At 63.0% G+C, this 22,629-nt stretch carries 19 protein-coding genes; 15 read left to right on the top strand and 4 right to left on the bottom strand.

Translation table 11 applies throughout. From position 1 onward, the window contains the following. Nucleotides 1-941, bottom strand: a 941-nt coding sequence (locus tag BLP99_RS20640; protein WP_092181585.1) for a retention module-containing protein, incomplete at its 3' end; no start/stop codon positions are given. Nucleotides 942-1,300: 359 nt separating this feature from the next. On the opposite strand from BLP99_RS20640, the gene BLP99_RS20635 reads away from it, so the two are divergent. The 7 genes from BLP99_RS20635 to BLP99_RS20605 all read left to right on the top strand — a co-directional run bounded on the left by BLP99_RS20635 (nt 1,301) and on the right by BLP99_RS20605 (nt 10,175). Beyond that, nucleotides 1,301-2,650 (top strand): TolC family outer membrane protein, encoded by a 1,350-nt coding sequence (locus tag BLP99_RS20635; RefSeq protein ID WP_072397594.1) that lies wholly within the window; start codon nt 1,301-1,303, stop codon nt 2,648-2,650. Between the two features lie 38 nt (nt 2,651-2,688). Next, entirely contained in the window at nt 2,689-4,845 is a 2,157-nt protein-coding gene (locus BLP99_RS20630; RefSeq protein WP_072397596.1) for a type I secretion system permease/ATPase, read from the top strand. Next, the gene (locus BLP99_RS20625) at nt 4,835-6,202 is read left to right on the top strand and encodes an HlyD family type I secretion periplasmic adaptor subunit (protein WP_072431791.1); all 1,368 of its coding nucleotides are present in this window, start codon (nt 4,835-4,837) and stop codon (nt 6,200-6,202) included. The genes BLP99_RS20630 and BLP99_RS20625 overlap by 11 nt, the downstream gene beginning before the upstream one ends. A gap of 255 nt (nt 6,203-6,457) precedes the next feature. Next, nucleotides 6,458-7,369: a TauD/TfdA dioxygenase family protein gene (locus BLP99_RS20620; protein ID WP_092181582.1), complete on the top strand. Its 912-nt coding sequence runs from the start codon at nt 6,458-6,460 to the stop codon at nt 7,367-7,369. Between the two features lie 37 nt (nt 7,370-7,406). Beyond that, nucleotides 7,407-8,432, top strand: a complete 1,026-nt coding sequence (locus BLP99_RS20615; protein ID WP_092181579.1) for an ABC transporter substrate-binding protein — start codon at nt 7,407-7,409, stop codon at nt 8,430-8,432. Between the two features lie 5 nt (nt 8,433-8,437). Further along, the gene (locus tag BLP99_RS20610; protein WP_092181576.1) at nt 8,438-9,298 is read left to right on the top strand and encodes an ABC transporter ATP-binding protein; all 861 of its coding nucleotides are present in this window, start codon (nt 8,438-8,440) and stop codon (nt 9,296-9,298) included. Between the two features lie 10 nt (nt 9,299-9,308). Further along, complete coding sequence (locus BLP99_RS20605) at nt 9,309-10,175, top strand: ABC transporter permease (protein WP_072431790.1); 867 nt, start codon at nt 9,309-9,311, stop codon at nt 10,173-10,175. 125 nt (nt 10,176-10,300) lie between these two features. Here BLP99_RS20605 and BLP99_RS20600 read toward each other — a convergent pair whose 3' ends face one another. After that, a complete protein-coding gene (locus tag BLP99_RS20600) occupies nt 10,301-10,669 on the bottom strand; it encodes a DUF6124 family protein (protein ID WP_072397617.1) in 369 nt (122 codons plus the stop codon). 434 nt (nt 10,670-11,103) lie between these two features. Here BLP99_RS20600 and BLP99_RS20595 point away from each other — a divergent pair, with 434 nt between their 5' ends. The 4 genes from BLP99_RS20595 to BLP99_RS20580 all read left to right on the top strand — a co-directional run bounded on the left by BLP99_RS20595 (nt 11,104) and on the right by BLP99_RS20580 (nt 16,275). Next, entirely contained in the window at nt 11,104-12,024 is a 921-nt protein-coding gene (locus tag BLP99_RS20595) for a LysR family transcriptional regulator (protein ID WP_072397619.1), read from the top strand. A 181-nt stretch (nt 12,025-12,205) separates the two neighbouring features. Continuing rightward, nucleotides 12,206-13,729, top strand: a complete 1,524-nt coding sequence (locus BLP99_RS20590; protein WP_092181573.1) for an MFS transporter — start codon at nt 12,206-12,208, stop codon at nt 13,727-13,729. A 12-nt stretch (nt 13,730-13,741) separates the two neighbouring features. Further along, complete coding sequence (locus tag BLP99_RS20585; RefSeq protein ID WP_072459140.1) at nt 13,742-14,803, top strand: HlyD family secretion protein; 1,062 nt, start codon at nt 13,742-13,744, stop codon at nt 14,801-14,803. Beyond that, entirely contained in the window at nt 14,800-16,275 is a 1,476-nt protein-coding gene (locus BLP99_RS20580) for an efflux transporter outer membrane subunit (RefSeq protein WP_256327882.1), read from the top strand. The genes BLP99_RS20585 and BLP99_RS20580 overlap by 4 nt, the downstream gene beginning before the upstream one ends. On the opposite strand, the gene BLP99_RS20575 is transcribed toward BLP99_RS20580, so the two are convergent. Next, entirely contained in the window at nt 16,256-16,945 is a 690-nt protein-coding gene (locus BLP99_RS20575) for an NYN domain-containing protein (protein WP_072459141.1), read from the bottom strand. The genes BLP99_RS20580 and BLP99_RS20575 overlap by 20 nt on opposite strands. A gap of 479 nt (nt 16,946-17,424) precedes the next feature. On the opposite strand from BLP99_RS20575, the gene BLP99_RS20570 reads away from it, so the two are divergent. Genes BLP99_RS20570 through BLP99_RS20555 form a run of 4 tightly spaced genes read left to right on the top strand, consistent with a single transcriptional unit; the run spans nt 17,425 to nt 22,151 of the window. Then, nucleotides 17,425-18,204: an efflux RND transporter periplasmic adaptor subunit gene (locus tag BLP99_RS20570; RefSeq protein WP_072397629.1), complete on the top strand. Its 780-nt coding sequence runs from the start codon at nt 17,425-17,427 to the stop codon at nt 18,202-18,204. Then, entirely contained in the window at nt 18,201-19,520 is a 1,320-nt protein-coding gene (locus BLP99_RS20565; RefSeq protein ID WP_072459142.1) for an efflux RND transporter periplasmic adaptor subunit, read from the top strand. Before BLP99_RS20570 ends, BLP99_RS20565 begins: the two co-directional genes overlap by 4 nt. Nucleotide 19,521: 1 nt before the next feature. Beyond that, entirely contained in the window at nt 19,522-21,627 is a 2,106-nt protein-coding gene (locus BLP99_RS20560; RefSeq protein WP_092181569.1) for a site-2 protease family protein, read from the top strand. Between the two features lie 32 nt (nt 21,628-21,659). Then, nucleotides 21,660-22,151, top strand: a complete 492-nt coding sequence (locus BLP99_RS20555) for a GNAT family N-acetyltransferase (protein ID WP_072397635.1) — start codon at nt 21,660-21,662, stop codon at nt 22,149-22,151. 120 nt (nt 22,152-22,271) lie between these two features. Here the strand turns inward: BLP99_RS20555 and BLP99_RS20550 are convergent, their stop codons facing one another. Next, nucleotides 22,272-22,583 carry a DUF6916 family protein gene (locus BLP99_RS20550; RefSeq protein WP_072397637.1) on the bottom strand — a complete coding sequence of 104 codons (312 nt, stop codon included), beginning with the start codon at nt 22,581-22,583 and terminating at the stop codon, nt 22,272-22,274. Between the last annotated feature and the right edge of the window lie 46 nt (nt 22,584-22,629).

Raw genomic sequence — 22,629 nt, 5'->3', positions numbered from 1 at the left:
GCGCCGTTGCTCAAAGTGACGGTGACTGGTGTTTGGGCCGGGTTGGTCAGCGTAGCGGTATAGGTGATCTGGCCGCCTTCGGTAACGGTATTGCCTGCGGTCAATGTCACCGTGGTGGTGTCGACCGTGTCGGTGATCTGGGTCACGGCCGGGGTGGTCGGCAGGGTCACGGCGATGCCGCTGCCGCCGGTGGTGCCGGTGACGGTTACGCTGATCTGGCTGGGGTCGTTGTAGACGGTGTCATTGGGCGCCAGTGGAACGTTGACGCTACCGGTGGTCTGGCCGGCGGCGATGATGATGACCGAGCCGTTGGAGAGCGTGATGGTCAGGTCGGTCTGCGGAGCCTGGGTAACGGTCGCGGTGTAGACCAGTACGCCGCCGGCTTCGGTCAAGGTCGGCGTGGCGCTGAGGGTCAGGGTCGAATCGAGCAGTGTATTGGCGGTGGTGTCAGCGCTGGTGTCGATACCGGTGGTGTCATTGTCCGCGGCGGCGGCAGCGCTCAAGCCTTCGGTCGGGAAGCCTACGGTTGGGTCGACGCTGCCAGCCGTGGCATCCAGCACCACGAAGCTGTGACTGCCGCCGGCACTGCCGCCAGCGCTCGCTTCGCCGGCGCCGGCCGCGGTCGCTTCGAGGGCAGTCGTGGGGTCGACACCTGCGGCGATGGCTTGTTGCAACTCTTCTACAGAAGGCGCGGCCTGGGCTGTGGCTTGAGCCAGGTCGGTGGAGGAATCCGGCGCATTGGCGCTCCACTGAGTGTCGCGGCCCAGGTCCAGGGTGCGGCCGTCGGCCAGGTCCAATGTGACGGCCCCGGCAGGGCCTGTGCCCAACTGGTCGCCGGTGTACAGGCGATCACCTTCAATGAGTACACGCCGGATGCCCTCGGGGGATACGGCGAAAACCTGACCAACAATGCTTTTGACGACGGCAACAACACTGCTCATTGAAGACTCTCCGGGTGCCACGCTGTGTAGACTTCCATGGACCCGGCAGCTTGTGGCTGAAGTGGTCTGGACGTTTTTTCGATTCAGTAGAAGAAATATTTTGACGCGTTAAATCGTCAATATCTTGGCTTGTTTTTTCATTTTATTTGTTCATGCCAAACTATTGACCTTCTGCGGGCCATCCTAAACAATCAATCCAGTAATGTCACATTGATATTTAAGCGGCGGCCTGTTCTTTCGGTGCAAGATTCAGTACCTGTTTCGAACTTTCCGACATACGGTCATTCCGGTTGCCATCATCCGATGCAGCGCCACGTTTCGCTGTGATCCACGACAAGAGTTTCGGGAAATTTCCAACCATGCGTTCGCATCTGCTCAAGGCTTTACCTTTCGCCCTCGCCGCCAGTTTCGTACAAGCACAAACCTTGCCGCAGGCCATGCAACAGGCGCTGGATGTCCATCCTGAAATCCAGGCCGGTGTTAATAGTCGGCTTGCGGCGGACTACCAGCTCAAGGCGGCCAAGGGCGGTTACCTGCCTCGGGTGGACCTGGCAGCCGGTTATGGCCGTGAAGGTACCGACAGCGTCACGACCCGCTCCGGCAGCTCCAATCATTGGGAAACGCTCAACCGCAGTGAGTCGAGCCTGCGCCTGACGCAAATGGTTTTTGACGGTTTTGCGACGTCCAGCGAAGTGGGGCGTCAACAAGCCAACGTCAACTCCCGTGCCTATTCCCTGCTGGACGCTTCCGAGCGCACCGGGTTGACCGTGGCCCAGGTCTACCTGGATGTGCTGACCCGTCGCGAGTTCGTGCGCCTGGCCGAGGAAAACCTCAAGAGCCACGAGCGGATCTTCGACCAGATCAAATTGCGCACCTCCCGTGGCGTGGGCAGCGGTGCCGACCTGGACCAGGCCGAAGCGCGCATGGCCCAGGCTCGCAACAACCTGATCACCGAACAGACCAACCTGGCGGATGCCGAGACCAACTACCTCAGCGCCGTGGGCCAACTGCCGGACCAGCTGGAGCGCCCTGCCGACTTTCTGGCGCTGTTGCCGGCCGACCTGACCGAAGCCCGTGCCCAGATGCTGGAAAACAGCCCGGTGCTGCGTTCCGCCGAAGCGGATATCGCCGCTGCCGAGAAGCAGTACGAAGCCGCCAAGTCGAGCTTCTACCCACGCTTCGACGCCGAACTGGGCCGCACCGCCGACAATGACCTGGACGGCCAGAACGGCCATAACAACGAGTGGCAGGCCATGCTGCGCATGCGCTTCAACCTGTACGCCGGCGGCAGCAACAAGGCGGACCTGGAGTCCAAGTCCTATCTGTCCAACCAGGCCCTGGATATCCGCAACAACGCGCTGCGCCAACTGAATGAAGAGTTGGGCCTGGCCTGGAACGCGCTGAACAATGCCAACGCCCAGGTGCCGATCGCCCAGCAATACGTGGACCGCAGCACGGCCGTGCGCACTGCCTACCAGAAGCAGTTCAGCCTCGGCGAGCGGACCCTGCTCGATCTGCTGGACAGCGAAAACGAGCTGTTCAGCGCCTCGCGCCGGTTGGCAGAGATCAAGAACGTCCAGCTGTTCACCCAGTACCGCATCAAGGCCACCATGGGCCAGTTGCTGAAAAGTCAGGGGGTGGTCGCGCCGTTGGCATCGGTTGTGCAAACCGACATGAAACCCAAGGTTCAGTTGCCTGGGATGAATTGAGTCTTCCTTTCCGTTTCGATCAGTAAAGAGTGCCCAGCGTGGAATCAGAAGTCAGTCGAGTCGAACTCATCCACGATCCACGCGCGCTGCATGACGACCCCTTGCTGGACGGATTGTTGGCGCTCTGCATGCTGCATCAGAAACCCGCCAGCGCGGCGATGCTCACCACCGGCCTGCCGTTGCCCAAGCAGCGGTTGAGCGTCGAATTATTGTCGCGTGCGGCGGCCCGTGCCGGTTTGCAGGGCCGGGTGCTGCAGCGCCGGCTCGAACAGATCCCGACCATTGCCATGCCGGCGCTCCTGCTGCTCAAGGAAGGGCGCAGCGCCGTGCTGCTGGGCTGGACGGAGGATGACCAGGCGCGACTGCTGCTCAGCGAAAGCGACGGTGGCGAAGTGGCGGTCAGCCGTGAACTGCTGGCCGACGACTACAGCGGCAAGGTCTTCTTTGCCCAACCCCAACATAAATTTGACGTGAACCACGGCACCCTCATCCCTCGGGCGCGTTCGTGGTTCCGCGACACCCTCAAGCGTTCCCGCTGGCTGTATGCCGATGCCATCGCCGCCAGCCTGCTGATCAACATCATCGCCATGGCGGCGCCGTTGTTCGTCATGAACGTCTATGACCGGGTGGTGCCGAACCAGGCCGAGGCGACCCTGTGGGTACTGGCTATCGGTATCACCGGCGCCTACGTGTTCGACCTGATCCTGAAAATGCTGCGCAGCCTGTGCCTGGACCTGGCCGGCAAGAAAACCGACCTGATCATTTCGGCAACGCTGTTCGAGCGCATCGTCGGCATGGCGATGAAATACCGCCCGGCACGGGTCGGCAGCTTCGCCCAGAACATCCACGAGTTCCAGAGCCTGCGGGACTTCCTCGCGTCGCTGACCCTCACCAGCCTGATCGACCTGCCGTTCACCCTGTTGATCCTGATGGTCATCGCGATCATCGGTGGACACCTGGTGTGGATTCCGGTCGTGGCGTTCCCGCTGGCCCTGTTGATCGGCTACGCCTTGCAGAAGCCCCTGGTGGCGACCATGGAGCGGACCATGGCCCTGGGCGCCGAGCGGCAGTCCAGTCTGATCGAAACCCTGGCCGGCCTGGATGCGGTGAAGGTCAACAACGCCGAGAGCGAGCGCCAGTACCAGTGGGAGCAGACCATCGGTACCCTCAGTCGCCTCGAGCTGCGCGTGAAGATGCTGTCCGGGCTGGCGATGAATATCACCTTGCTGATCCAGCAACTGGCCGGCGTGGTCATGATCGTCTTCGGCGTCTACCTGATCATCGCCGGCAACCTGAGCATGGGTGGGCTGGTCGCCTGCTACATGCTCAGCGGTCGCGCACTCAGTCCGTTGGCTTCGCTGTCGGGCCTGCTGACCCGCTACCAGCAGGCGCGGGTGACCATGACATCCGTCGACCAGATGATGGAACTGCCCCAGGAGCGCAACTTCGACGAGCGTCCGCTCAGCCGCAAGGTCCTGCAGGGGGCCATCGAATGCCGCCAGTTGAATTTCACCTACCCCAACCAGCAGAACGCCGCGCTGAAGAACATCAACCTGGTGATCAAGCCCGGCGAGAAAATCGGCATCATCGGTCGCAGCGGCTCGGGCAAGAGCTCCCTGGCCAAGTTGCTCGTGGGCCTTTACCAGCCGGACGACGGCGCTCTGCTGGTGGACGGCGTGGACATTCGCCAGATCGATGTCAGCGAGTTGCGCTACAACGTCGGCTACGTGCCCCAGGATATCCAGCTGCTGGCCGGTACCCTGCGGGACAACCTGACGTCCGGCGCCCGTTACGTCGAGGACGAACTGGTGCTCCAGGCCGCCGAGCTGGCGGGTGTGCACGAGTTCGCACGCCTGCATCCACAGGGCTATGAACTGCAAGTGGGTGAGCGCGGCCAGAACCTCTCCGGTGGCCAGCGCCAGAACGTCGCCCTGGCTCGCGCGCTGCTGCTCAACCCTCCCATCCTGCTGCTGGACGAACCCACCAGTGCCATGGACAACACCGGCGAAGAACGCTTGAAACAGCGCCTGGCCGCCGTGGTGGAAAACAAGACGGTGCTGCTGGTGACGCACCGGGCATCCCTGCTGTCGCTGGTGGATCGCCTGCTGGTGGTCGACCGCGGCCAGATCCTGGCCGACGGCCCGAAAGCTGCCGTGATGGAAGCGTTGAAGAAGGGGCAGATCAGTGTTGCTTAAGTCAGGTTTCAAGGATTCCGTGGGCCGCTATTTCAAAGGCTCCGCCTCGCTGCACGGCCAGCCCCTGCCGGAAGTGAACAAGGCCCTGATCGAGGACGCCCCGCGGGTGGTGCGTCTGACGATCTGGGGCATCATCGGCTTCTTCGTGTTCCTGGTGCTGTGGGCCAACTTCGCCGTGGTCGACGAAGTGACCAAAGGCGACGGCAAGGCGATCCCGTCGTCCAAGATCCAGAAAATCCAGAACCTGGAAGGCGGTATCGTCGCCGAGCTGTTCGTCAAGGAAGGTCAGATCGTCGAGGCCGGTGCGCCTCTGATTCGCCTGGATGACACGCGGTTCGTCTCCAACGTGGGCGAAACCGAGGCCGATCGGCTGTCCATGCTGTTGCGGGTCGAGCGCCTGAGCGCCGAGGTCGACGATCGGCCGCTGAACTTCCCGCCCGACGTGCTCAAGGCCGTGCCGGGCCAGGCCGCCAGCGAGGAATCGCTGTACATCAGTCGGCGCCAGCAATTGCACGATGAAATTGGCGGTTTGCAGGAACAGTTGGTCCAGCGCCAGCAGGAATTGCGCGAGTTCATTTCCAAGCAGGCGCAGTACCGTTCCGCCCTGGCCTTGCAGCGCCAGGAAATCAACATGTCCGAGCCGCTGGTGGCCCAGGGTGCGGTGTCGCCGGTGGAAGTGCTGCGACTCAAGCGCGCCGAAGTCGAAACCCGTGGACAACTGGACGCCACGACGCTGGCGATTCCCCGTGCCGAATCGGCGATCAAGGAAGTGCAGCGCAAGATCGACGAGACTCGCGGCAAATTCCGTAGCGAAGCCCTGACCCAGCTCAACGAGGCGCGCACCGACCTGAACAAGGCCCAGGCCACCGGCAAGGCCCTGGAAGACCGGGTGAGCCGCACCCTGGTCACCTCGCCGGTGCGGGGTATCGTCAACAAAATGCTGGTGAACACCATCGGCGGGGTCATCCAGCCCGGCAGCGACCTGGTGGAGATCGTGCCGCTGGACGACACCATTCTGGTGGAAGCGAAAATCCGTCCCCAGGACATTGCCTTCCTGCATCCGGGCCAGGACGCCACCGTGAAATTCACCGCGTACGACTACACCATCTACGGTGGGCTGAAAGCCAAGCTGGAGCAGATCGGCGCCGACACCATCACCGATGAAGACAAGAAAACCACCTACTACATCATCAAGCTGCGCACCGAACGCAGCCACCTGGGCACACCTGAAAAACCCTTGCTGATCATCCCTGGGATGGTGGCTTCGGTGGACATCATCACCGGCAAGAAAACCGTGCTCAGCTACCTGCTCAAGCCGATTATCAAGGCCCGGTCCGAGGCGCTGCACGAGCGGTAGAAACCCAATGACTCGGGCCGGCGCTATCTGTGTGGCGAGGAACTCATCCCCTCGCCACAGGCAGGGCAGTGAAAACTCTAAGCCATATCGTTATTCATTAACGGTATTTAAATTTAAATTCTTATAGCTTTAAAGTCATCCACCTGCGTACCTGCCGACCAATCGGCGCGCCGCACGACACAAACCAACACGGTAACGCCGTGAGTTTTGATCGAGTGCGCGCCTGTTCGAGCGCGCCGTGCGTGGGAGTGATGTATGCCAGCCGTTTCCTATTCTTCGGATTCCCCTACACCAGTCGCCGCGAGCATCGCGTCGCAGACCTTCGAAATTCGTCCATTCATCGAAGCCGTCGGCGCCGAAATCATCGGGCTGGACCTGTCCCGGCCGATCAACGACCAGGACTTTGCCCGTATCCATCGTGCCCACCTGGACCATCATGTGGTGGTGTTTCGCGACCAGCACATCACCCCCGAACAACACATCGCTTTCAGCCGTCGGTTTGGCGTGCTGCAGATCCATGTGCTCAAGCAGTTCCTCCTGGCCGGGCATCCGGAAATCCTCATCGTTTCCAACATCATCGAAAACGGCCAATCCATCGGCCTCGGGGATGCCGGCAAATTCTGGCATTCGGACCTCTCCTATAAAGCGCTCCCCAGCCTGGGCTCGATGCTGCACGCCCAGGAGCTGCCAAGCGAAGGCGGCGACACACTGTTCGCGGATATGCACAAGGCCTGGGAAGGCCTGCCCGAGGCGTTGCGCAAGGCAGTGCAAGGACGCTCGGCGGCGCACTCCTACACGGCGCGCTACAGCGAAACCAGATTCGAAGGCAACTGGCGGCCCTCGCTGACACCGGAGCAACTGGCCCAGGTCGCCGAAGTCGTGCATCCCATCGTCCGTACCCACCCGGAAACCGGGCGCAAGGCGCTGTTCGTCAGCGAAGGCTTCACCACCCGCATCGTCGGTTTGCCGGAGGATGAGAGCAAGGCGCTGCTGGCCGAGCTGTATGCCCATAGCGTGCTGCCGCAAAACGTCTATCGCCATCAATGGCAGCCCCACGACCTGGTGTTCTGGGACAACCGCTCGCTGATCCACCTGGCCGCCGGTTGCCCCAGTCATCTGCGCCGCAAGCTGTATCGCACCACCATCCAGGGCGACGCCCCTTTCTGATCGGCTGCGCCTGGCGCAAAGAAGCTGGAGAATCATCATGTCCAAACGTATCGCTTTCGCACCGCTGGCCGCAGCCATCGGCCTGGGGTTCAGTTTGCTGGCCGCCAGCCTGGTCTCCCCCGCCCGAGCCCATGCCGAGGGCGAGATTCGGATCGCCGAACAGTTCGGGATCGTTTACTTGCTGCTGAACGTGGTTCGCGATCAGCAACTGATCGAGAAGTATGGCAAGCAGCAAGGGATCGACATCAAGGTCGACTGGACCCAGTTGTCCGGCGGCGCGGCAGTCAATGACGCGTTGTTGTCGGGTTCCATCGACATTGCCGGAGCCGGCCTCGGGCCTCTGCTGACCATCTGGGACCGCACCCGTGGCAAGCAGAACGTCAAGGCCGTGGCTTCCCTGGGCAACTTTCCCTATTACCTGTTGAGCAACAATCCCAAGGTCAAGACCATCGCCGACTTCACCGAGCAAGACCGCATCGCGGTCCCTGCGGTGGGGGTGTCGGTGCAGTCGCGGATCCTGCAGTACGCCGCCGCGAAGCAATGGGGCGACAAGGAATTCAACCGCCTCGACAAATACACCCTGGCGGTGCCGCACCCGGACGCAACGGCGGCGCTGATTGCCGGCGGCACGGAGTTGACCGGGCATTTTTCCAACCCGCCGTTCCAGGACCAGGCCCTGCAAAACCCTGGCGTCCATGTGGTGCTCAATTCCTATGACGTACTTGGGCCGAATTCGCCCACGGTGCTGTTCGCCACCGAAAAATTCCGTGATGAAAATCCGAAAACCTATCGGGCATTCGTCCAGGCGCTGACCGAGGCGGCGGAGTTTGCCCAGAAGGACAAGGGCGCGGCGGCGGATACGTACCTGAGGGTGACCAAGGCCAAGATCGACCGGGCGGCCTTGCTGAAGATCATCGACAACCCGCAGATCGAATTCACCGTCAATCCGAAGAATACCTATCCGCTGGCCGAATTCCTGTTCCGTGTCGGTGCGATCAAGAACAAGCCCGCGTCGTGGGAAGACTACTTCTTCCAGGACGCCAAGCCGCTGCAGGGGAGCTGATAGCCATGAACGCGTTGTTGCAAGGCCACGCGGCCAGCACTCCCGTTTCCACTGGCACAGCACTGTTGTCGGTGGACAACGTCAGCCTGGAATATCGCACCCCGCAGCGCGTGGTGCGGGCCACCCATCAAGTGAGTTTCGAAGTCGATCCGGGGGACCGGTTTGTCCTGCTCGGGCCGTCCGGCTGCGGCAAGTCCACCTTGCTCAAGGCCGTTGGCGGTTTCATCGCGCCGTGCGAAGGCGAGATTCGCTTGCAGGGCCAAACCGTCAGCGCGCCGGGGCCGGACCGGATCGTGGTGTTCCAGGAGTTCGATCAGCTGCCGCCGTGGAAAACCGTCAAGCAGAACGTGATGTTCGCGCTGTTGGCGTCAGGCACCCTGAAGCGTCGTGAGGCCGAGGAGCGGGCCCTGCATTATCTGGACAAGGTCGGTTTGGCAGCGTTTGCCGATGCCTACCCCCACACCTTGTCCGGCGGTATGAAGGCCCGGGTTGCCATTGCCCGGGCGCTGGCGATGCAGCCGAAGATCCTGTTGATGGACGAGCCCTTCGCCGCCCTCGATGCCCTGACCCGCCGCAAGATGCAGGAAGAACTGCTGCTGCTCTGGGAAGAGGTGCGCTTCACGCTGCTGTTCGTCACCCACTCCATTGAAGAGGCCCTGGTGGTGGGCAATCGCATCCTCTTGCTGTCACCGCATCCGGGACGGGTGCGGGCGGAGGTTCACAGCCATCAATATGGCTTGCACAGCCTCGGCGGCGAAGCGCTCCAGCATACGGCGCGGCGTATCCATGGGGTGTTGTTCAACGACGGCCCGGCGGTACAGATCGAACGTGACCTGGATTTCGCCGACATCCGTATCGCCTATTGAGGAGCTTTGCATGAGCCATTCAGCGCCTGCGCGCGAAGAGTACGAAATCGATCTGCAGCCGTTGACCCACGTGCCGCTGGAACGGGAGTTGCCCTTGGGGCAGCGGCTCTGGCAGCAGGGCTGGCTGCGTAAAAGCCTGATCCTGTTGCTGCTGGCGGTGGTGTGGGAGGGTGTGGCCCGTTATCAGAGCAACGACCTGCTGCTGCCAGGCTTCCTGCAAACCGCCGACGCGCTGTACGACGGTCTGCTCAGCGGCGAGCTGTTGAGCAAGGTGTGGCTTTCCCTGGTAGTGCTGATCAAGGGCTACCTGCTGGGCATCGTCCTGGCGTTCGGCCTGACCACGCTGGCGGTGTCGACACAACTGGGGCGCGATCTGCTCAGCACCCTGACCTCGATGTTCAACCCGCTGCCCGCCATCGCCCTGTTGCCATTGGCCTTGCTGTGGTTCGGCCTGGGGCAGAACAGCCTGATTTTCGTGCTGGTGCATTCGGTGCTGTGGGCCCTGGCCTTGAACATGTACGCGGGGTTTCTCGGCGTGTCCGACACGCTGCGCATGGCCGGGCGCAACTACGGGCTCAAGGGCCTGCGTTTCGTGCTGTACATCCTGATCCCGGCGGCGCTGCCATCGATCCTCGCCGGGCTGAAAATCGGCTGGGCCTTCGCCTGGCGCACCCTGATCGCCGCCGAACTGGTATTTGGCGCCACCAGCGGCAAGGGCGGCCTGGGTTGGTACATCTTCCAGAACCGCAACGAGCTGTACACCGATAAGGTGTTTGCCGGGTTGGCGGTGGTGATTCTGATCGGCCTGCTGGTGGAGAACCTGGTGTTCGACAGCCTGGAGCGGGTGACGGTGAAGCGCTGGGGGATGCAGCGTTGATCGGTGGGTGGATAAACCCTGTGGCGAGGCAACCTGCTCCCCTGGCCTGCGGAGCAAACTGCCTCGCCACAGGTATCTGGCGTGCCTGGGCTCGCGATAGCGGCCCTCAATTCACCGCAGGAACGTCACGACGGCTGCGCTTCAAGCCGATCCATCGCCCGCTCCACCAACAGATGCACCCCCTCGGCCATGCGGCTGATCGCCAGGACGACGCTGCGGCGACTGCCTTCAACGTCATCCGCCAGATTGGCGGCGATGGCGCTGATGGACAGCAGGTCTTCGGAGGCATTGGCCAGCAGGGTTTCGGTGTCGATGTGCGGGGCGACCATGAAAAGGTGGGCGGCTTGGGTTTTGCCCGCGGCTTCTTCGGCCGTTTTGGGATTGAGGTAGTAGTCGAGGGCGCGCTCGGCGGCTTCGTCGAGTTTTTTGGTTTTCGCGGCGTTGTCGGAGAGGAAGCCAGGATCTTCTGGCGGGTTAGGTGTCACTTTGAACATGTCGTGTAGCTCCGTCTGTGCTGTTGGAACTGACACTCTTTCGCTTGCACGCAAATGAGGTGGCAGTTGTACGTAGGTGTGCAAGACCGGGCAGACGGAACCCCGGCAGATTTCTCCTTGCGAAAAAATCTCCCACGCACAACCGCCATAAAGAAGCTTTGATCAAGACTGATAGCGATGTGCGACGTCTTTTACCCGGACTTGCACGTCCGTGTCACCGTTTTTTCAGTGACAAACCCAGACTAGCGATGGGCTCCAAGCCGGACAAGTTCACCGATATCGCTACAACTTGAGGGAAATCTCCTAGGACCAGTTGTGCCCATGCAGCGTCGAACCTGAGCGATTGGCTGACGAGGTGCAGCGAAAGAGCCGGCGAAGCCTGGTTCTGCTAGCATTGCGTCTGGCTCAACTCCCGTCAGATGTGAGTGCGCAGAATGCAGCTTCCGGACATGAACCTGTTGGTCGCCCTCGATGCCTTGCTCGATGAGGGCAGTGTGGTCGGGGCCGCGCGGCGGATGAACCTCAGCCCCGCCGCCATGAGCCGTACCCTGACGCGGATCCGCGAGGCCATCGGCGACCCGATCCTGGTGCGCGCCGGCCGGGGCCTGGTGCCCACGCCCAAGGCGCTGGCGTTGCGTGAGCAGGTGCGCGACGTGGTGGAGCAGGCGGCCCTGGTGTTTCGCTCGGCCGATGCCGTGGACCTGGGCACCCTGCGGCGGCGCTTCAGCATCCGGGCCAATGACTTCTTCGTCGGTGTATATGGCGGCAGGCTGTTCGATACCCTCGAGCGTCAGGCGCCCCATTGCGAGTTGCGCTATGTGCCCGAAGGCGATGGCGACGACGAAGCCCTGCGCGAAGGTCGCATCGACCTGAACATCAGCAACACCCGGCCAGTCATGCCTGAGGTGAAAGTGCAGAACCTGTTTTCCACGCACTTCGTCGGCCTGGTGCGTGAAGATCATCCACTGCTCGACGGCGAGATCACGGCCGAACGATTCGCCGGCTTTTCCCATATCAGCATGTCCCGGCGCGGTATCGCCCGGGGGCCTATCGACACGGCGCTCAATGCCTTGGGCCTGGAACGCCGGGTGGCGGTCATCGCGCCGAGTTTCCATGCCGCGATGTTCGCCTTGCCCGATTCCGACCTGATCCTGCCGGTGCCCAAGGAAGCCCTGCTGAGCATCAAGCGCCTGGGCCTGCGCCTGCGTTCGTTTACCCTGCCGATTCCGTTGCCCACCCTGATGCTCACCCAGGCCTGGCATCCTCGCTACGACAACGACCCCGCCCACCGTTGGCTTCGGGAAACCCTCAAGGCCTGTTGCGAGGAAACCTGGCTGGAGGCGCAGCCTGCCTAGCCCGTGACGGGCCTGCGTGCGGGCCGGTCTGGGCGGTGTTGTGCTGAGCAAAGGGACCTTCGGGGGCGAGGCGTCTGATGGTTGCGTCCGGTGCACTTATAAGTTTCCGATAAGTCACTTTTTGTCAGTCATCGCACTTTTTAAACTGCTTCGCAATTTCATTCCAGAGTGCCCACGCTTCATGACATCCCTCACGACCACGGCGATACCCGCGGCGCCAGCCGTGCCGTCGGCGTTCGGCCCGCGAATCGTCATCGGCCTGGTGGGTGTACTGCTGGCGGTGCTGGTCTCGGGCCTGAATGAAATGGTGACCAAGGTCGCCCTGGCCGATATCCGTGGGGCGATGGCCATCGGGTACGACGAGGGCACCTGGCTGGTGGCGTGCTACGCCGCCACGTCGGTGGCGGCCATGGCGTTCGCCCCGTGGTGTTCGGTGACTTTTTCACTGCGCCGCTTCACCCTGTGGGCCATCGGCCTGTTCGCTCTCCTGGGCGTGCTGTGCCCCTTCGCGCCGGACTATGAAAGCCTGTTGGTGCTGCGCACGTTGCAGGGCCTGGCGGGCGGTGCATTGCCGCCGATGCTGATGACCGTCGCCCTGCGTTTCCTGCCGCCCGGTGTGAAGCTCTATGGCCTGGCCGGCTATGCCCTGACCGCCACGTTCGGTCCCGGACTGGGCACGCCCCTGGCCGGCCTGTGGACCGAATTTTTCGGCTGGCAATGGACGTTCTGGCAAATCATCGTGCCTTGCCTGGTCGCCATGGTGGCGGTGGCCTACGGCCTGCCCCAGGACCCGTCGCGCCTGGAGCGCCTCAGGCAGTTCAACTGGCGTGGCCTGCTGCTGGGTTTTCCGGCGATCTGCATGTTGGTGATCGGCGTGCTGCAAGGCAACCGGCTCGATTGGTTCGAATCGAACCTGATCTGCACCTTGCTGGGGGGCGGGTTGGGGTTGCTGGTGCTGGTCATGCTCAACGAATGGTCGCAGCCGGTGCCGTTCTTCAAGTTGCAGATGCTGGGCATACGCAACCTGACGTTTGCCCTGGTGACGCTGGCCGGTGTGTTGGTGGTATTGCTGGCGGTGATCATCATTCCGTCCAGCTACCTGGCCCAGGTCCAGGGTTATCGACCGGCGCAGACCGCGCCCGTCATGCTGCTGATGGCTTTGCCGCAATTGCTGGCGCTGCCGCTGGTGGCGGCGTTGTGCAATGTGCGCTGGGTCGATTGCCGTTGGGTGCTGGGGATCGGCCTGGGCATGCTGGCGCTGTCCTGCATCGGCGGGTCGCAGTTGACCTCGGCCTGGATCCGCGACGATTTCTATGGCTGGCAACTGTTGCAGATTTTCGGTCAGCCGATGGCGGTGCTGCCGTTGTTGATGCTCTCGACCGGCAGCATTTCGCCGATGGAGGGGCCGTTCGCCTCGGCCTGGTTCAATACGGTGAAGGGCCTGGCCGCGGTGATCGCCACCGGCGTGCTGGACGCGCTGACCACATCGCGCCTGCATTTCCATTCCACGATGCTGGTGGACAGTCTCGGCAATTCACCCCTGATGGACGCCAATTCCGCCGGGCTCGCCCATCGCCTGCACCAGCAGGCTGTGGTGCTGACTTCCTCCGATCTGTATCTGTGCATGGCGGGCGTCGCGCTCGTCCTGATCCTGCTTGTTTTCTGGCTGCCGACGCGGATCTACCCGCCTCGCGCGCCACGCTGAACCGAGGTCCTCATGACAATTCAAGGCAAGAAACCGGTTGCGCTCGCCGTTGCGGCGACTGTGGCGCTCGGTGCGCTGATCTACCTGCTGACGCCTGGCAAGCCCGCGCAGCAGAGCACCAACGACGCGTTCGTTTCGGCGGACTACACCCTGGTGGTGCCGCGCGTGGCGGGATTCATCAAGCAAGTGCTGGTGGAAGACAACGAGCAGGTCAAGGCCGGGCAATTGCTTGCGCTGATCGACGACCGTGACCTGCGTGCCGCGGCCCAGGCCGCCGACGCCCAGACCCAGGTTGCCCGCGCCGAGTTGGACAATGCCCGGGCGACCCTGGAGCGCCAGGCCTCGGTGATCGCCCAGGCCCAGGCCTCGGTGGTCGCCGCCAAGGCGCAAATGGCCTTTGCCGAGCATGAACGCAACCGTTACCAGCATCTGGCGGGCGTGGGTGCCGGTACTGTGCAGAACGCCCAGCAGGCCCAGACCCGGATCGACCAGGCCACGGCTCGGCTGGCCAATGCCACGGCGGTGCTGGCGGCCGAGCGTAAGCAGGTGGAAGTTCTCACCGCCCGGCGTGACGCCGCCGAAGGTGGGTTGAAGCGGGCGCTGGCTGCCCTGGAAATCGCCAGTTTCGAGCTGTCCTATACCCGCATCGTCGCGCCCCAGGATGGCATGGTGGGTGAGCGGGCGGTTCGGGTCGGTGCGTATGTGACCCCAGGCAGCAAGCTGCTGGCGGTGGTGCCGCTGGCCCAGGCCTATGTGGTGGGCAATTTCCAGGAAACCCAACTCGCCAATGTCCGGCCGGGCCAGCGTGTGGACGTGCGGGTCGACAGCTTCGGCGGTGAAACGCTGCAGGGACGCGTGCAGAGCATCGCCCCGGCGACCGGTGTGACCTTCGCTTCGGTCAAGCCGGACAATGCCACCGGTAATTTCACCAAGGTCGTGCAGCGCATACCCGTGAAGATTGTCCTGGACCCGGGCCAGCCCTTGGCCGAGCGGTTGCGGGTGGGGATGTCGGTCGAGGCGAATATCGATACGGCCAGTACGACGAACGAAGGGCGTGAGGTGACGCAGCGATGAAGGCGAGCACCCCCACGCCGCGTCATCGGTGCATGCTGGTCGTGCTGGCGGCTGCGCTGTCTGCCTGCAGCGTCGGTCCGGATTTCCAGCGCCCCGAGGCGCTGCAAATGGCCCAATGGTCGAAACCCGTCAACGCGGCCGCCAGCCAGGCGGTGCCCGCGCAGATGAACGAACGCTGGTGGGAGGTCTTCAACGACCCGACCCTGTCCGCGCTGACCCGTCGCGCCGTGGCCGAAAACCTTGATCTCAAGCTGGCTGGCAGTCGCTTGCAACAGAGCCGCGCCGCCCGTCAGGTGATCACCTCGGCGCAATACCCGAACAGTGCCGCCACCGCAGGTTATGGCCGCAAGCGCAACAGCGGGCAGGGGCTGAATGACCCCTCGGGCAATGACGGTGATTCGGCGTATAACTTGTGGGAAGCAGGGTTTTCCGCGTCATGGGAGCTGGACCTGTGGGGCCGGGTGCGCCGTGAAGCCGAAGCGGCGCAGGCGAACCTGGAAGTTGCGGAGAATGACCGTCGCGCAGTCTTGCTGGCGGTGCTCGCCGAGACCGCCCAGGACTATCTGCAGTTGCGCGGCGTGCAAAGCACCCGTGCCGTCACCGAGCAGAACCTCGGGGTGGCGCGCCACAGCCTGGAACTTACGCAGCTGCGCCTGGCCGATGGCGTTGCCACGGACCTGGATGTGGCTGAAGCGGCGGCCCAGGTCGCGACCATCGAGGCGCGCTTGCCTGCCCTGCAGCAGCGTCAGTCACAGCTGGTCAATGCGTTGAGCCTGTTGCTGGGGCAGCCACCGCAGGCATTGCAGGCCGAACTGTCAGCCGACGCCCCCATGCCCCAGGCGCCTCGGCAGGTCGCCATTGGCCTGCCGTCCCAACTCGCCGAGCGTCGCCCGGACATCCGCCAGGCCGAAGCCCGGCTGCACGCGGCCACGGCCAGCATCGGCGTGGCCAAGGGCGACTTCTATCCGCGTATTACCTTATCGGGCAACGTGGGCTCCCAGGCTTTGCAACTCGGCGATTTCGGCTCGTGGGGTTCGCGAGCATTCGGCATCGGCCCGCAGTTCAGCCTGCCGCTGTTCGATGGTGGTCGCCTGCGGGGCATGCTTGAACTGCGTGAGGCCCAGCAACAGGAAGCGGCGATCGCCTATCAGCAGACCGTGCTCAAGGCCTGGCATGAAATCGACGATCAACTGAGCGCCTACAACGCCAGTCAACTGCGCCGCGACAGCCTGGCCGAAGCCGTGCGCCAGAACCGGATCGCCCTGCGTACCGCACAACAACAATACGTGGAAGGCGTGGTGGACTTTGTCACCGTCCTCACGGTGCAAGGCGCGTTGCTGGCCACCCAGGAACAACTGGTGGAAAGCTCAACTGGCGTTTCCCTGGCCATGGTGGGGTTGTACAAGGCGCTGGGCGGTGGTTGGGAATCGGTGTATCCGGCGGCGAGTGTCGCTACCAATAATCCGGCTTGACGGCGGGGGCCTTGTGGGTGGGAACCCGATTGGGAAATTGATGGGATTGGAGCTCGTCGCAGGTGACGACCCGGCGCATCCAGTGGGCGTATTGTTTCAGGGAGCCTGGCGCGAGCCGTTTGGAGCCGGTCCGGTAGGGAAGTATCACGCCGATTCGCAAATGCGGAAAATCGTCTCGGATGGCGCTGAGCGCCGGAGCCATATCGGTATCGCCGGAAACCAGCACCAGTTGCTCGATTCGTTTTTCCCACGGCAACGTTTCTTGCCTTGAAGCGGTTCGATACATGCTGATTGCTATATGGACGTCCGTTTCCTTCTCTTCAAGCTTCCAGATAGCGACCGTATCCTGGCGTGAGGCACTGACCTTTCTACTGATAAAACGGGGGGCATTAGCGCGTTCGAGTTGATGGCGTCCGTAATGAACGTTGACCCTGTTTGCCCTTAAAGCACGAATATAGGCATCTTGCGCCTCCTTGGAGGCGATTCCACGCGTCGCCAGTTCCGGCTTGACAGAGGAAGTGAAGTAATCGACGGAGGCAAGTGAGCTTCGAGGGTTCTCGATCCGGGCTATGTGAGCCAGTAGCTGCGCCAGGTTCAGCCATTTGTAGGCTGTGCCGGCGAGCAATCCATAAAAGACGTTATAGCCATCAACGAAAAAAGCGGTACGCACAAACTCAACCCCCAGAAACGAAAAAACCGGCCGAAGCCGGTGTTTTCACCCCAACGGCCAGAGAACTTAATCTCTGCGTACGAGGTTGAGCAGTGGGCAAATCCTAGTCCTGAGCAAGACCTAGCGTCAACCCCGAATGGAAAGGCCCATTGACCGGCTGACTGAGTTTTGTGTGGTGTTACGGCGAAGGGTCAATATTTTCTTGAACCAATTTGTCAGGACGTATTGCGGTTGCTGTCCTTCGGAGGTGTCTCTGCGTAGAAACTTGGACAAGCCATCGTCTATTGCCGATTTGAATGAACGGATCTCCCTTTGTTTTCGTAGGATTTATTACCGGCCAATATCAGATACAAATTGGGAATCTTCTGTCTCTAGTCGTGGCCTTTTTGATACGAGAGATTTCAAACCTCCTGCCGCGATTCCCTTGACGCTTCCCACTGCTGTCGTAGACTCCGCCCATCCGTCAGGGAGTAGCGGTTATGTTGCGTTTGGGTAGTTGGGTAATGGGATTGGCCTTCGTAGCGTGTGGCGTCCAGGCGCAGACGCCTGCAGCGGACGATCCGCTGCTGGAGAACAACGTCACCGCGAGTGCACCGGGTGGCAGCGAGGCGCGGGGGGTGCTTCGGGCGCGGGACCAGGCGGTACTGGCCAGCGAACTGGCCGGGCGTATTGTCGAACTGCCGTTCAGTGAGGGTGAGTCGTTCAAGAAGGGCGATACCCTGGCGCGTTTCGATTGTTCGGCCTATCAGGCCCAGCTCAATGCGGCCCAGGCGGCGAGCCGGGGAGCCAGTGAGGAACTGGCGCATAACCGGCAACTGGCGGCGCTGAAATCGGTGGGGCGTTTCGAAGTGTCGCGGGCTGAAGCCCGGGTCAGCGAGGCTCAGGCGCAGTCCCAGGTGTATCAGGTCCAGGTCAAGCGCTGCAGCGTGATCGCGCCGTTCGATGGCCAGGTGGTGTCGCGCAAGGTGCAGCGTTACGAAAGCGTGGCGGCCGGTGCGCCGTTGCTGGATGTGGTCGACAACCGCACCCTGGAAATCCATCTGCTGATTCCGTCGCGCTGGATGGGCAGGCTCAAGCCTGGCCAGTCGTTCACCTTCGTTCCCGATGAAACCGGCCAGCCGCTGCAAGCGACGGTCAAGCGCCTGGGGGCGCGCATCGACGAGGGCAGCCAGACCTTGCTGCTGGTGGCCAGCCTGCCCGATGCCAGCGGGCTGTTGTCCGGCATGAGCGGCACGGCGCGTTTCGCGGAGCTCAAGTGAACGCGCCGATGATGGGCAGCGCCGAGCAGGTGTTCGCCCGCTTTCTCGACCTGGAGCGCCAGACGCGAGCCGCGCGTACTGCGGCGCAATTGAGCTACAGCCTGGTCAACGATGGCCAGGCGCTGTTCGGGTTTCGTCATGCCGCGCTATTGATCGCGGGCAAGGTGCAGGCGGTGACGGGTGTCAGCGCCGTGGAGCCCAACGCGCCGTTCGTGGCGTTTGTCGAGCAGGCGGTGGCGCAGTTGTTCAAGCAGGGCCTGCTGGACCAGTCCCGGGTGATCGCCGCCGATGGGGTGAGCGAAGCCGTCCGGGCGGACTGGGCAAGCCTGTCGGCCGGACAGGTGTTCTGGTTGCCATTGATCGATCATCAGGGCCAGGTCTTCGGCGGATTGTGGCTGGCCCGTGACCTGCCATGGACTCCCCCCGAACAGGTATTGCTGTCCCAGCTGGGCGATACCTACAGCCATGCCTGGCTCGCGTTGCAACCGCGCAAACCCTGGCGCCTGCGTTGGACGCGCAAGCGCCAGGTCGCATTGGCGGCGGTGCTGTTGCTGGGGTTGCTGATTCCGGTGCGCCAGTCGGTATTGGCGCCGGCCGAGGTGGTGCCTCTGGGTGGACAGGTGGTGGCGGCGCCGCTGGATGGCGTGATCGCCGAGTTCCTGGTCAAGCCCAACCAGACCGTCAAGAACGGCGAGTTGCTGCTGCGCTTTGAAAGCACCAGCCTCAAGGCCCAGGCCGATGTGGCCGAGCGTGCCCTGGGCGTGGCCGAGGCAGAGCTCAAGGCCAATTCCCAACGCTCATTCGCCGATGCCGAATCGAGCTCCAAGATCGATCTGCTGGCCGCCCGCGTCGAACAGAAACGCGCCGAGCGCAACTATGCGGTCGAGTTGCTCAAGCGCAGCGAAGTGCGTGCCGGACGTGACGGCATTGCGGTCTTTCCCGATGCCGAGCGCTGGCTTGGCAAGCCCGTGCAGACCGGTGAGCGGTTGATGGAGATTGCCGACCCGAACCAGGCCGAGTTGCGTATCGAACTGGCGGTGGGCGATGCGATTGAATTGACCCCCGGTGCGCAGGTGGCGCTGTTTCTCGACAGCGATCCGTTGCAGCGGCACCTGGCCTGGCTGGAACGCTCGGCGTACGAAGCGCAACCCACCGCCGCCGGGCAACTGGCGTATCGCCTGGATGCGCGTTTCGATGCGACGGCGCCGCGTATCGGCCTGCGGGGCACGGCGAAGATCTTCGGTGACCGCGCGCCCCTGGCGCTGTACCTGTTGCGGCGGCCCCTGGCCGGCCTGCGCCAGAGCGTAGGCCTGTAGCATGAGCCTGCCGAGCCTGCCGAGCCTGCGGCCGGACCTGCAGCTGTCCCCGGCGGCTCCGGACCCGGACGGGTCCCCTCAATGGACCTTGGCCGATCCGGTGCGCGGTCGTTATTTCAAGCTCGGCGCGGCAGCGATGCGCATGTTGCGGCATTGGTCCCTGGGCGATCCGGAGCAGGTGCTGCACGCGGCGAATCGGGAGCCGGGCCTGCCGCTTACCCAGGAGTCGCTGGAGCAACTGCTGGGTTTTCTGCGCGGGCACGACCTGATCAGTGCGATGGATCCGCAACAGCGCGACAGCTACCTGTTCAAGCAGGTCGCCCAGCGCCAGAGCCTCTGGCAGATCCTGCTGCATCAGTACCTGTTTTTCCGCATCCCACTGTGGCGCCCGGATGCCTTTCTCAATCGGGCCTGGCCGTGGCTCGCGCGATTCGGTCCTGGCTTGCTGCGTTATGGCCTGCCCCTGACCCTGGGGCTGGGCATTTTCCTGGTCTCGCGGGACTGGCAGCGGTTCGTGGCGACCTTCCCGCATCTGTTCAGCCTCGGTGGTGCGCTGGCATTCGGCGTAGCGTTGTTGTTCGCCAAGCTGTGCCATGAGTTCGGCCATGCCTTCATGGCCAAGCGAGCCGGGTGTCGCGTGCAAAGCATGGGCGTGGCATTCATGGTGCTGCTGCCGATGTTCTATACCGACGTCAGCGATGCCTGGCGGATCAATGACCGCCGGGCCCGCTTGCTGATCGGTGCCGGCGGGGTCCTGGCGGAGTTGTTACTGGCGTGCATCGCATTGCTGGCCTGGTCGCTGTTGCCCGACGGGCCGGCGCGTACGGCGGCGTTCATGCTGGCCAGTGCCACCTGGATCACCACGCTTCTCATCAACCTGAACCCGTTCATGCGTTTCGACGGTTATTTCCTGCTCAGTGATTTCTGGGCTGTGGATAACCTCCAGGGCCGTGCGTTCGCCCTGTGCCGCTGGCGTCTGCGCGAAGCCTTGTTCGGTTACGGAGCGTCGGCGCCGGAACCCTGGTCGCCGAAGATGCGTCGTCGCTTGCTGGTGTGGGGGTACGGCGCCTGGTTGTGGCGGGCGGCGTTGTTCCTGGGTATCGCCCTGGCGGTCTATCACCTGTTCTTCAAGGTGCTGGGCATTTTCCTGATGATGGTGGAATTGGTGTGGTTCATTTTTATGCCCATCGTGAATGAATGGCGACAATGGTGGAGCCGTCGCGAACAGGCCCATGGTCCACGGGTGCTGCTGACCGGCCTGGTGTTGGCGGGGGTGGTCCTGCTGCTGTTGTTGCCATGGCGCAGCGCCGTGGAAGTGCCGGCCATGCTGGAGGCCGGTCGCACCAGTGCGTTGCATGCCCCGGTTGCGGCGCGGGTCAGGCAAGTGAATGTGCGCGATGGCCAGACGGTTGCCCAAGGCGATGTCCTGATTGAGCTGGAGTCGCCCGACATGGCCTCGCGCCTGACCATCGTGCGTCGGGAAATCGAAATCCAGCAACTGCAGATGCGCCGCCAGGCCGGGCGCAGCGAAACCGCCGCCGATGCCGGCATCGTCGAGCAGCAACTGGCCGAGGCGGTGGCCGAATACCGGGGCCTGGTCGCTCAGCGTGAGCGCCTGTCGTTGCGGGCGCCCCATGCCGGCCAGGTCCGCGATCTACTGCCGCAATTGACGGTGGGCCGCTGGCTGGCGCCCACCCAGGCGCTGGCGCGAGTGGTGCAGACCGATTCTCGATTGCGCGGATACCTGACCGAAGCCGAGCTCTGGCGGGTCGAGAGTGGCGCCACGGGGCGGTTCATCGCCGACGATCCAATGCATGGGTCGATTGCCGTGCGCCTGGATGAAATCGACACCAACGGTGCGGCCTGGGTCGAACAACAGGCTTTGACGTCCGACCATCACGGACCGATCGCCGTGCGGCGAGACTCGCAACAGCGGGCCGAGCCGGTGCAGGCGCAATACGGCGTACGCATGAGTGCCATCGAGGATACGAGCGCACCGGTACAACCCCTGCGCGGAGTGGCGGTGTTGCAGGGGCAAGGCGAGTCGGTGCTGGGTGCGGCCTGGCGTCGGTTGGCGGCGCTGGGGGTCAGGGAAAGTGGATTCTAGGGGCTGTGCGAAAAGTCTTGAAAGGAGCGGGCATGGAGTCAGTAGCGGCAGAAGGACTGGTGGTACGGCCGTCGCGGGTCAGCGATGGGCCGTTTCTACAGGCGTTGTACCAGGCGGCGCGACCGGACCTGCAGTGGATCGATGGCGAGGCCGAGCAGGTGCAGCAGGTGATCGCCCAGCAGTACCAGGTACAGGAGCAGGGGCTGGGAGAGCATTTCCCCGATGCCATGCATTACGTGGTGGAAAAGCTCGGTACCGCCATCGGCGCCTTGAGCACCGATTTCGGGCCCAACGAGATCCGAGTGCTGTACCTGGCTTTCATCCCCCAGGCTCGCGGCCAGGGTTACGGTCGTGCGGTGCTGCAGGGGGTGCAGAAAGCCGCGCAACAGATCCGCTGTCCCGTGGCGACGGTGGTCTGGACCAATAATCCCCACGCCCGTCGGCATTACCTGGCACTGGGTTTCGAAGTCCAGGAAAGCAACCTGGCGGCAGAGCGTTTGGTCTGGTATCCGAAAGGCAGCTGAGCAGTTGCTGTCGACTGCGGGGGCGAGCCTGCCGGTGATGAGGGTGGGCCGTTGGACATGGATGCAAACTGACCCTCCGCCATCGCGGGCATGTTCGCTCCCGCAGGGCATCAGCCTCGTTCAGTTGAATGCGATGTGGAAGTAGCCCACCGTCGGATCCCGACCTGCAGCGGGTACCCTCGACACGAACACCCCTTCGAGCGTGCCCAGCCCGGGCATCTCCAGGTCACAGAGTCCATCCACGAACTCGGTGCTTTCCAGACTGTTGAGTTCCACGTTGAACGGCATCCGTTCGGCGTTCGGCATCCTGGCCCGGGGTGTTTCTTGCAGATGTTCGATCCGCACCGGCAAGCGACTGCCGTCCGGCAGGACCAGACTTCGGGTCTGGCCCAGCAGCGGCTGGAAATGGTGGCTATGAACCTTTTGCAGCATGTCGTCACTCCACAAGGCCGGAGGGCCGTGGCCCTCCGGTGGGTCG

Origin of the sequence: Pseudomonas sp. NFACC32-1 (assembly GCF_900101215.1) — a bacterium.
Lineage (GTDB): Bacteria > Pseudomonadota > Gammaproteobacteria > Pseudomonadales > Pseudomonadaceae > Aquipseudomonas.
Note: the sequence above shows the minus strand (reverse complement) of the source record. Positions and strands in the feature narration are given on the sequence as shown.

Bases quoted from the DNA above. Each gene is read 5' to 3' on its own strand.
- BLP99_RS20635 (WP_072397594.1), top strand. From the start codon at position 1,301: ATGCGTTCGCATCTGCTCAAGGCTTTACCTTTCGCCCTCGCCGCCAGT.
- BLP99_RS20620 (WP_092181582.1), top strand. From the start codon at position 6,458: ATGCCAGCCGTTTCCTATTCTTCGGATTCCCCTACACCAGTCGCCGCG.
- BLP99_RS20615 (WP_092181579.1), top strand. From the start codon at position 7,407: ATGTCCAAACGTATCGCTTTCGCACCGCTGGCCGCAGCCATCGGCCTG.
- BLP99_RS20610 (WP_092181576.1), top strand. From the start codon at position 8,438: ATGAACGCGTTGTTGCAAGGCCACGCGGCCAGCACTCCCGTTTCCACT.
- BLP99_RS20605 (WP_072431790.1), top strand. From the start codon at position 9,309: ATGAGCCATTCAGCGCCTGCGCGCGAAGAGTACGAAATCGATCTGCAG.
- BLP99_RS20600 (WP_072397617.1), bottom strand. From the start codon at position 10,669: ATGTTCAAAGTGACACCTAACCCGCCAGAAGATCCTGGCTTCCTCTCC.
- BLP99_RS20595 (WP_072397619.1), top strand. From the start codon at position 11,104: ATGCAGCTTCCGGACATGAACCTGTTGGTCGCCCTCGATGCCTTGCTC.
- BLP99_RS20590 (WP_092181573.1), top strand. From the start codon at position 12,206: ATGACATCCCTCACGACCACGGCGATACCCGCGGCGCCAGCCGTGCCG.
- BLP99_RS20585 (WP_072459140.1), top strand. From the start codon at position 13,742: ATGACAATTCAAGGCAAGAAACCGGTTGCGCTCGCCGTTGCGGCGACT.
- BLP99_RS20580 (WP_256327882.1), top strand. From the start codon at position 14,800: ATGAAGGCGAGCACCCCCACGCCGCGTCATCGGTGCATGCTGGTCGTG.
- BLP99_RS20570 (WP_072397629.1), top strand. From the start codon at position 17,425: ATGTTGCGTTTGGGTAGTTGGGTAATGGGATTGGCCTTCGTAGCGTGT.
- BLP99_RS20560 (WP_092181569.1), top strand. From the start codon at position 19,522: ATGAGCCTGCCGAGCCTGCCGAGCCTGCGGCCGGACCTGCAGCTGTCC.
- BLP99_RS20555 (WP_072397635.1), top strand. From the start codon at position 21,660: ATGGAGTCAGTAGCGGCAGAAGGACTGGTGGTACGGCCGTCGCGGGTC.
- BLP99_RS20550 (WP_072397637.1), bottom strand. From the start codon at position 22,583: ATGCTGCAAAAGGTTCATAGCCACCATTTCCAGCCGCTGCTGGGCCAG.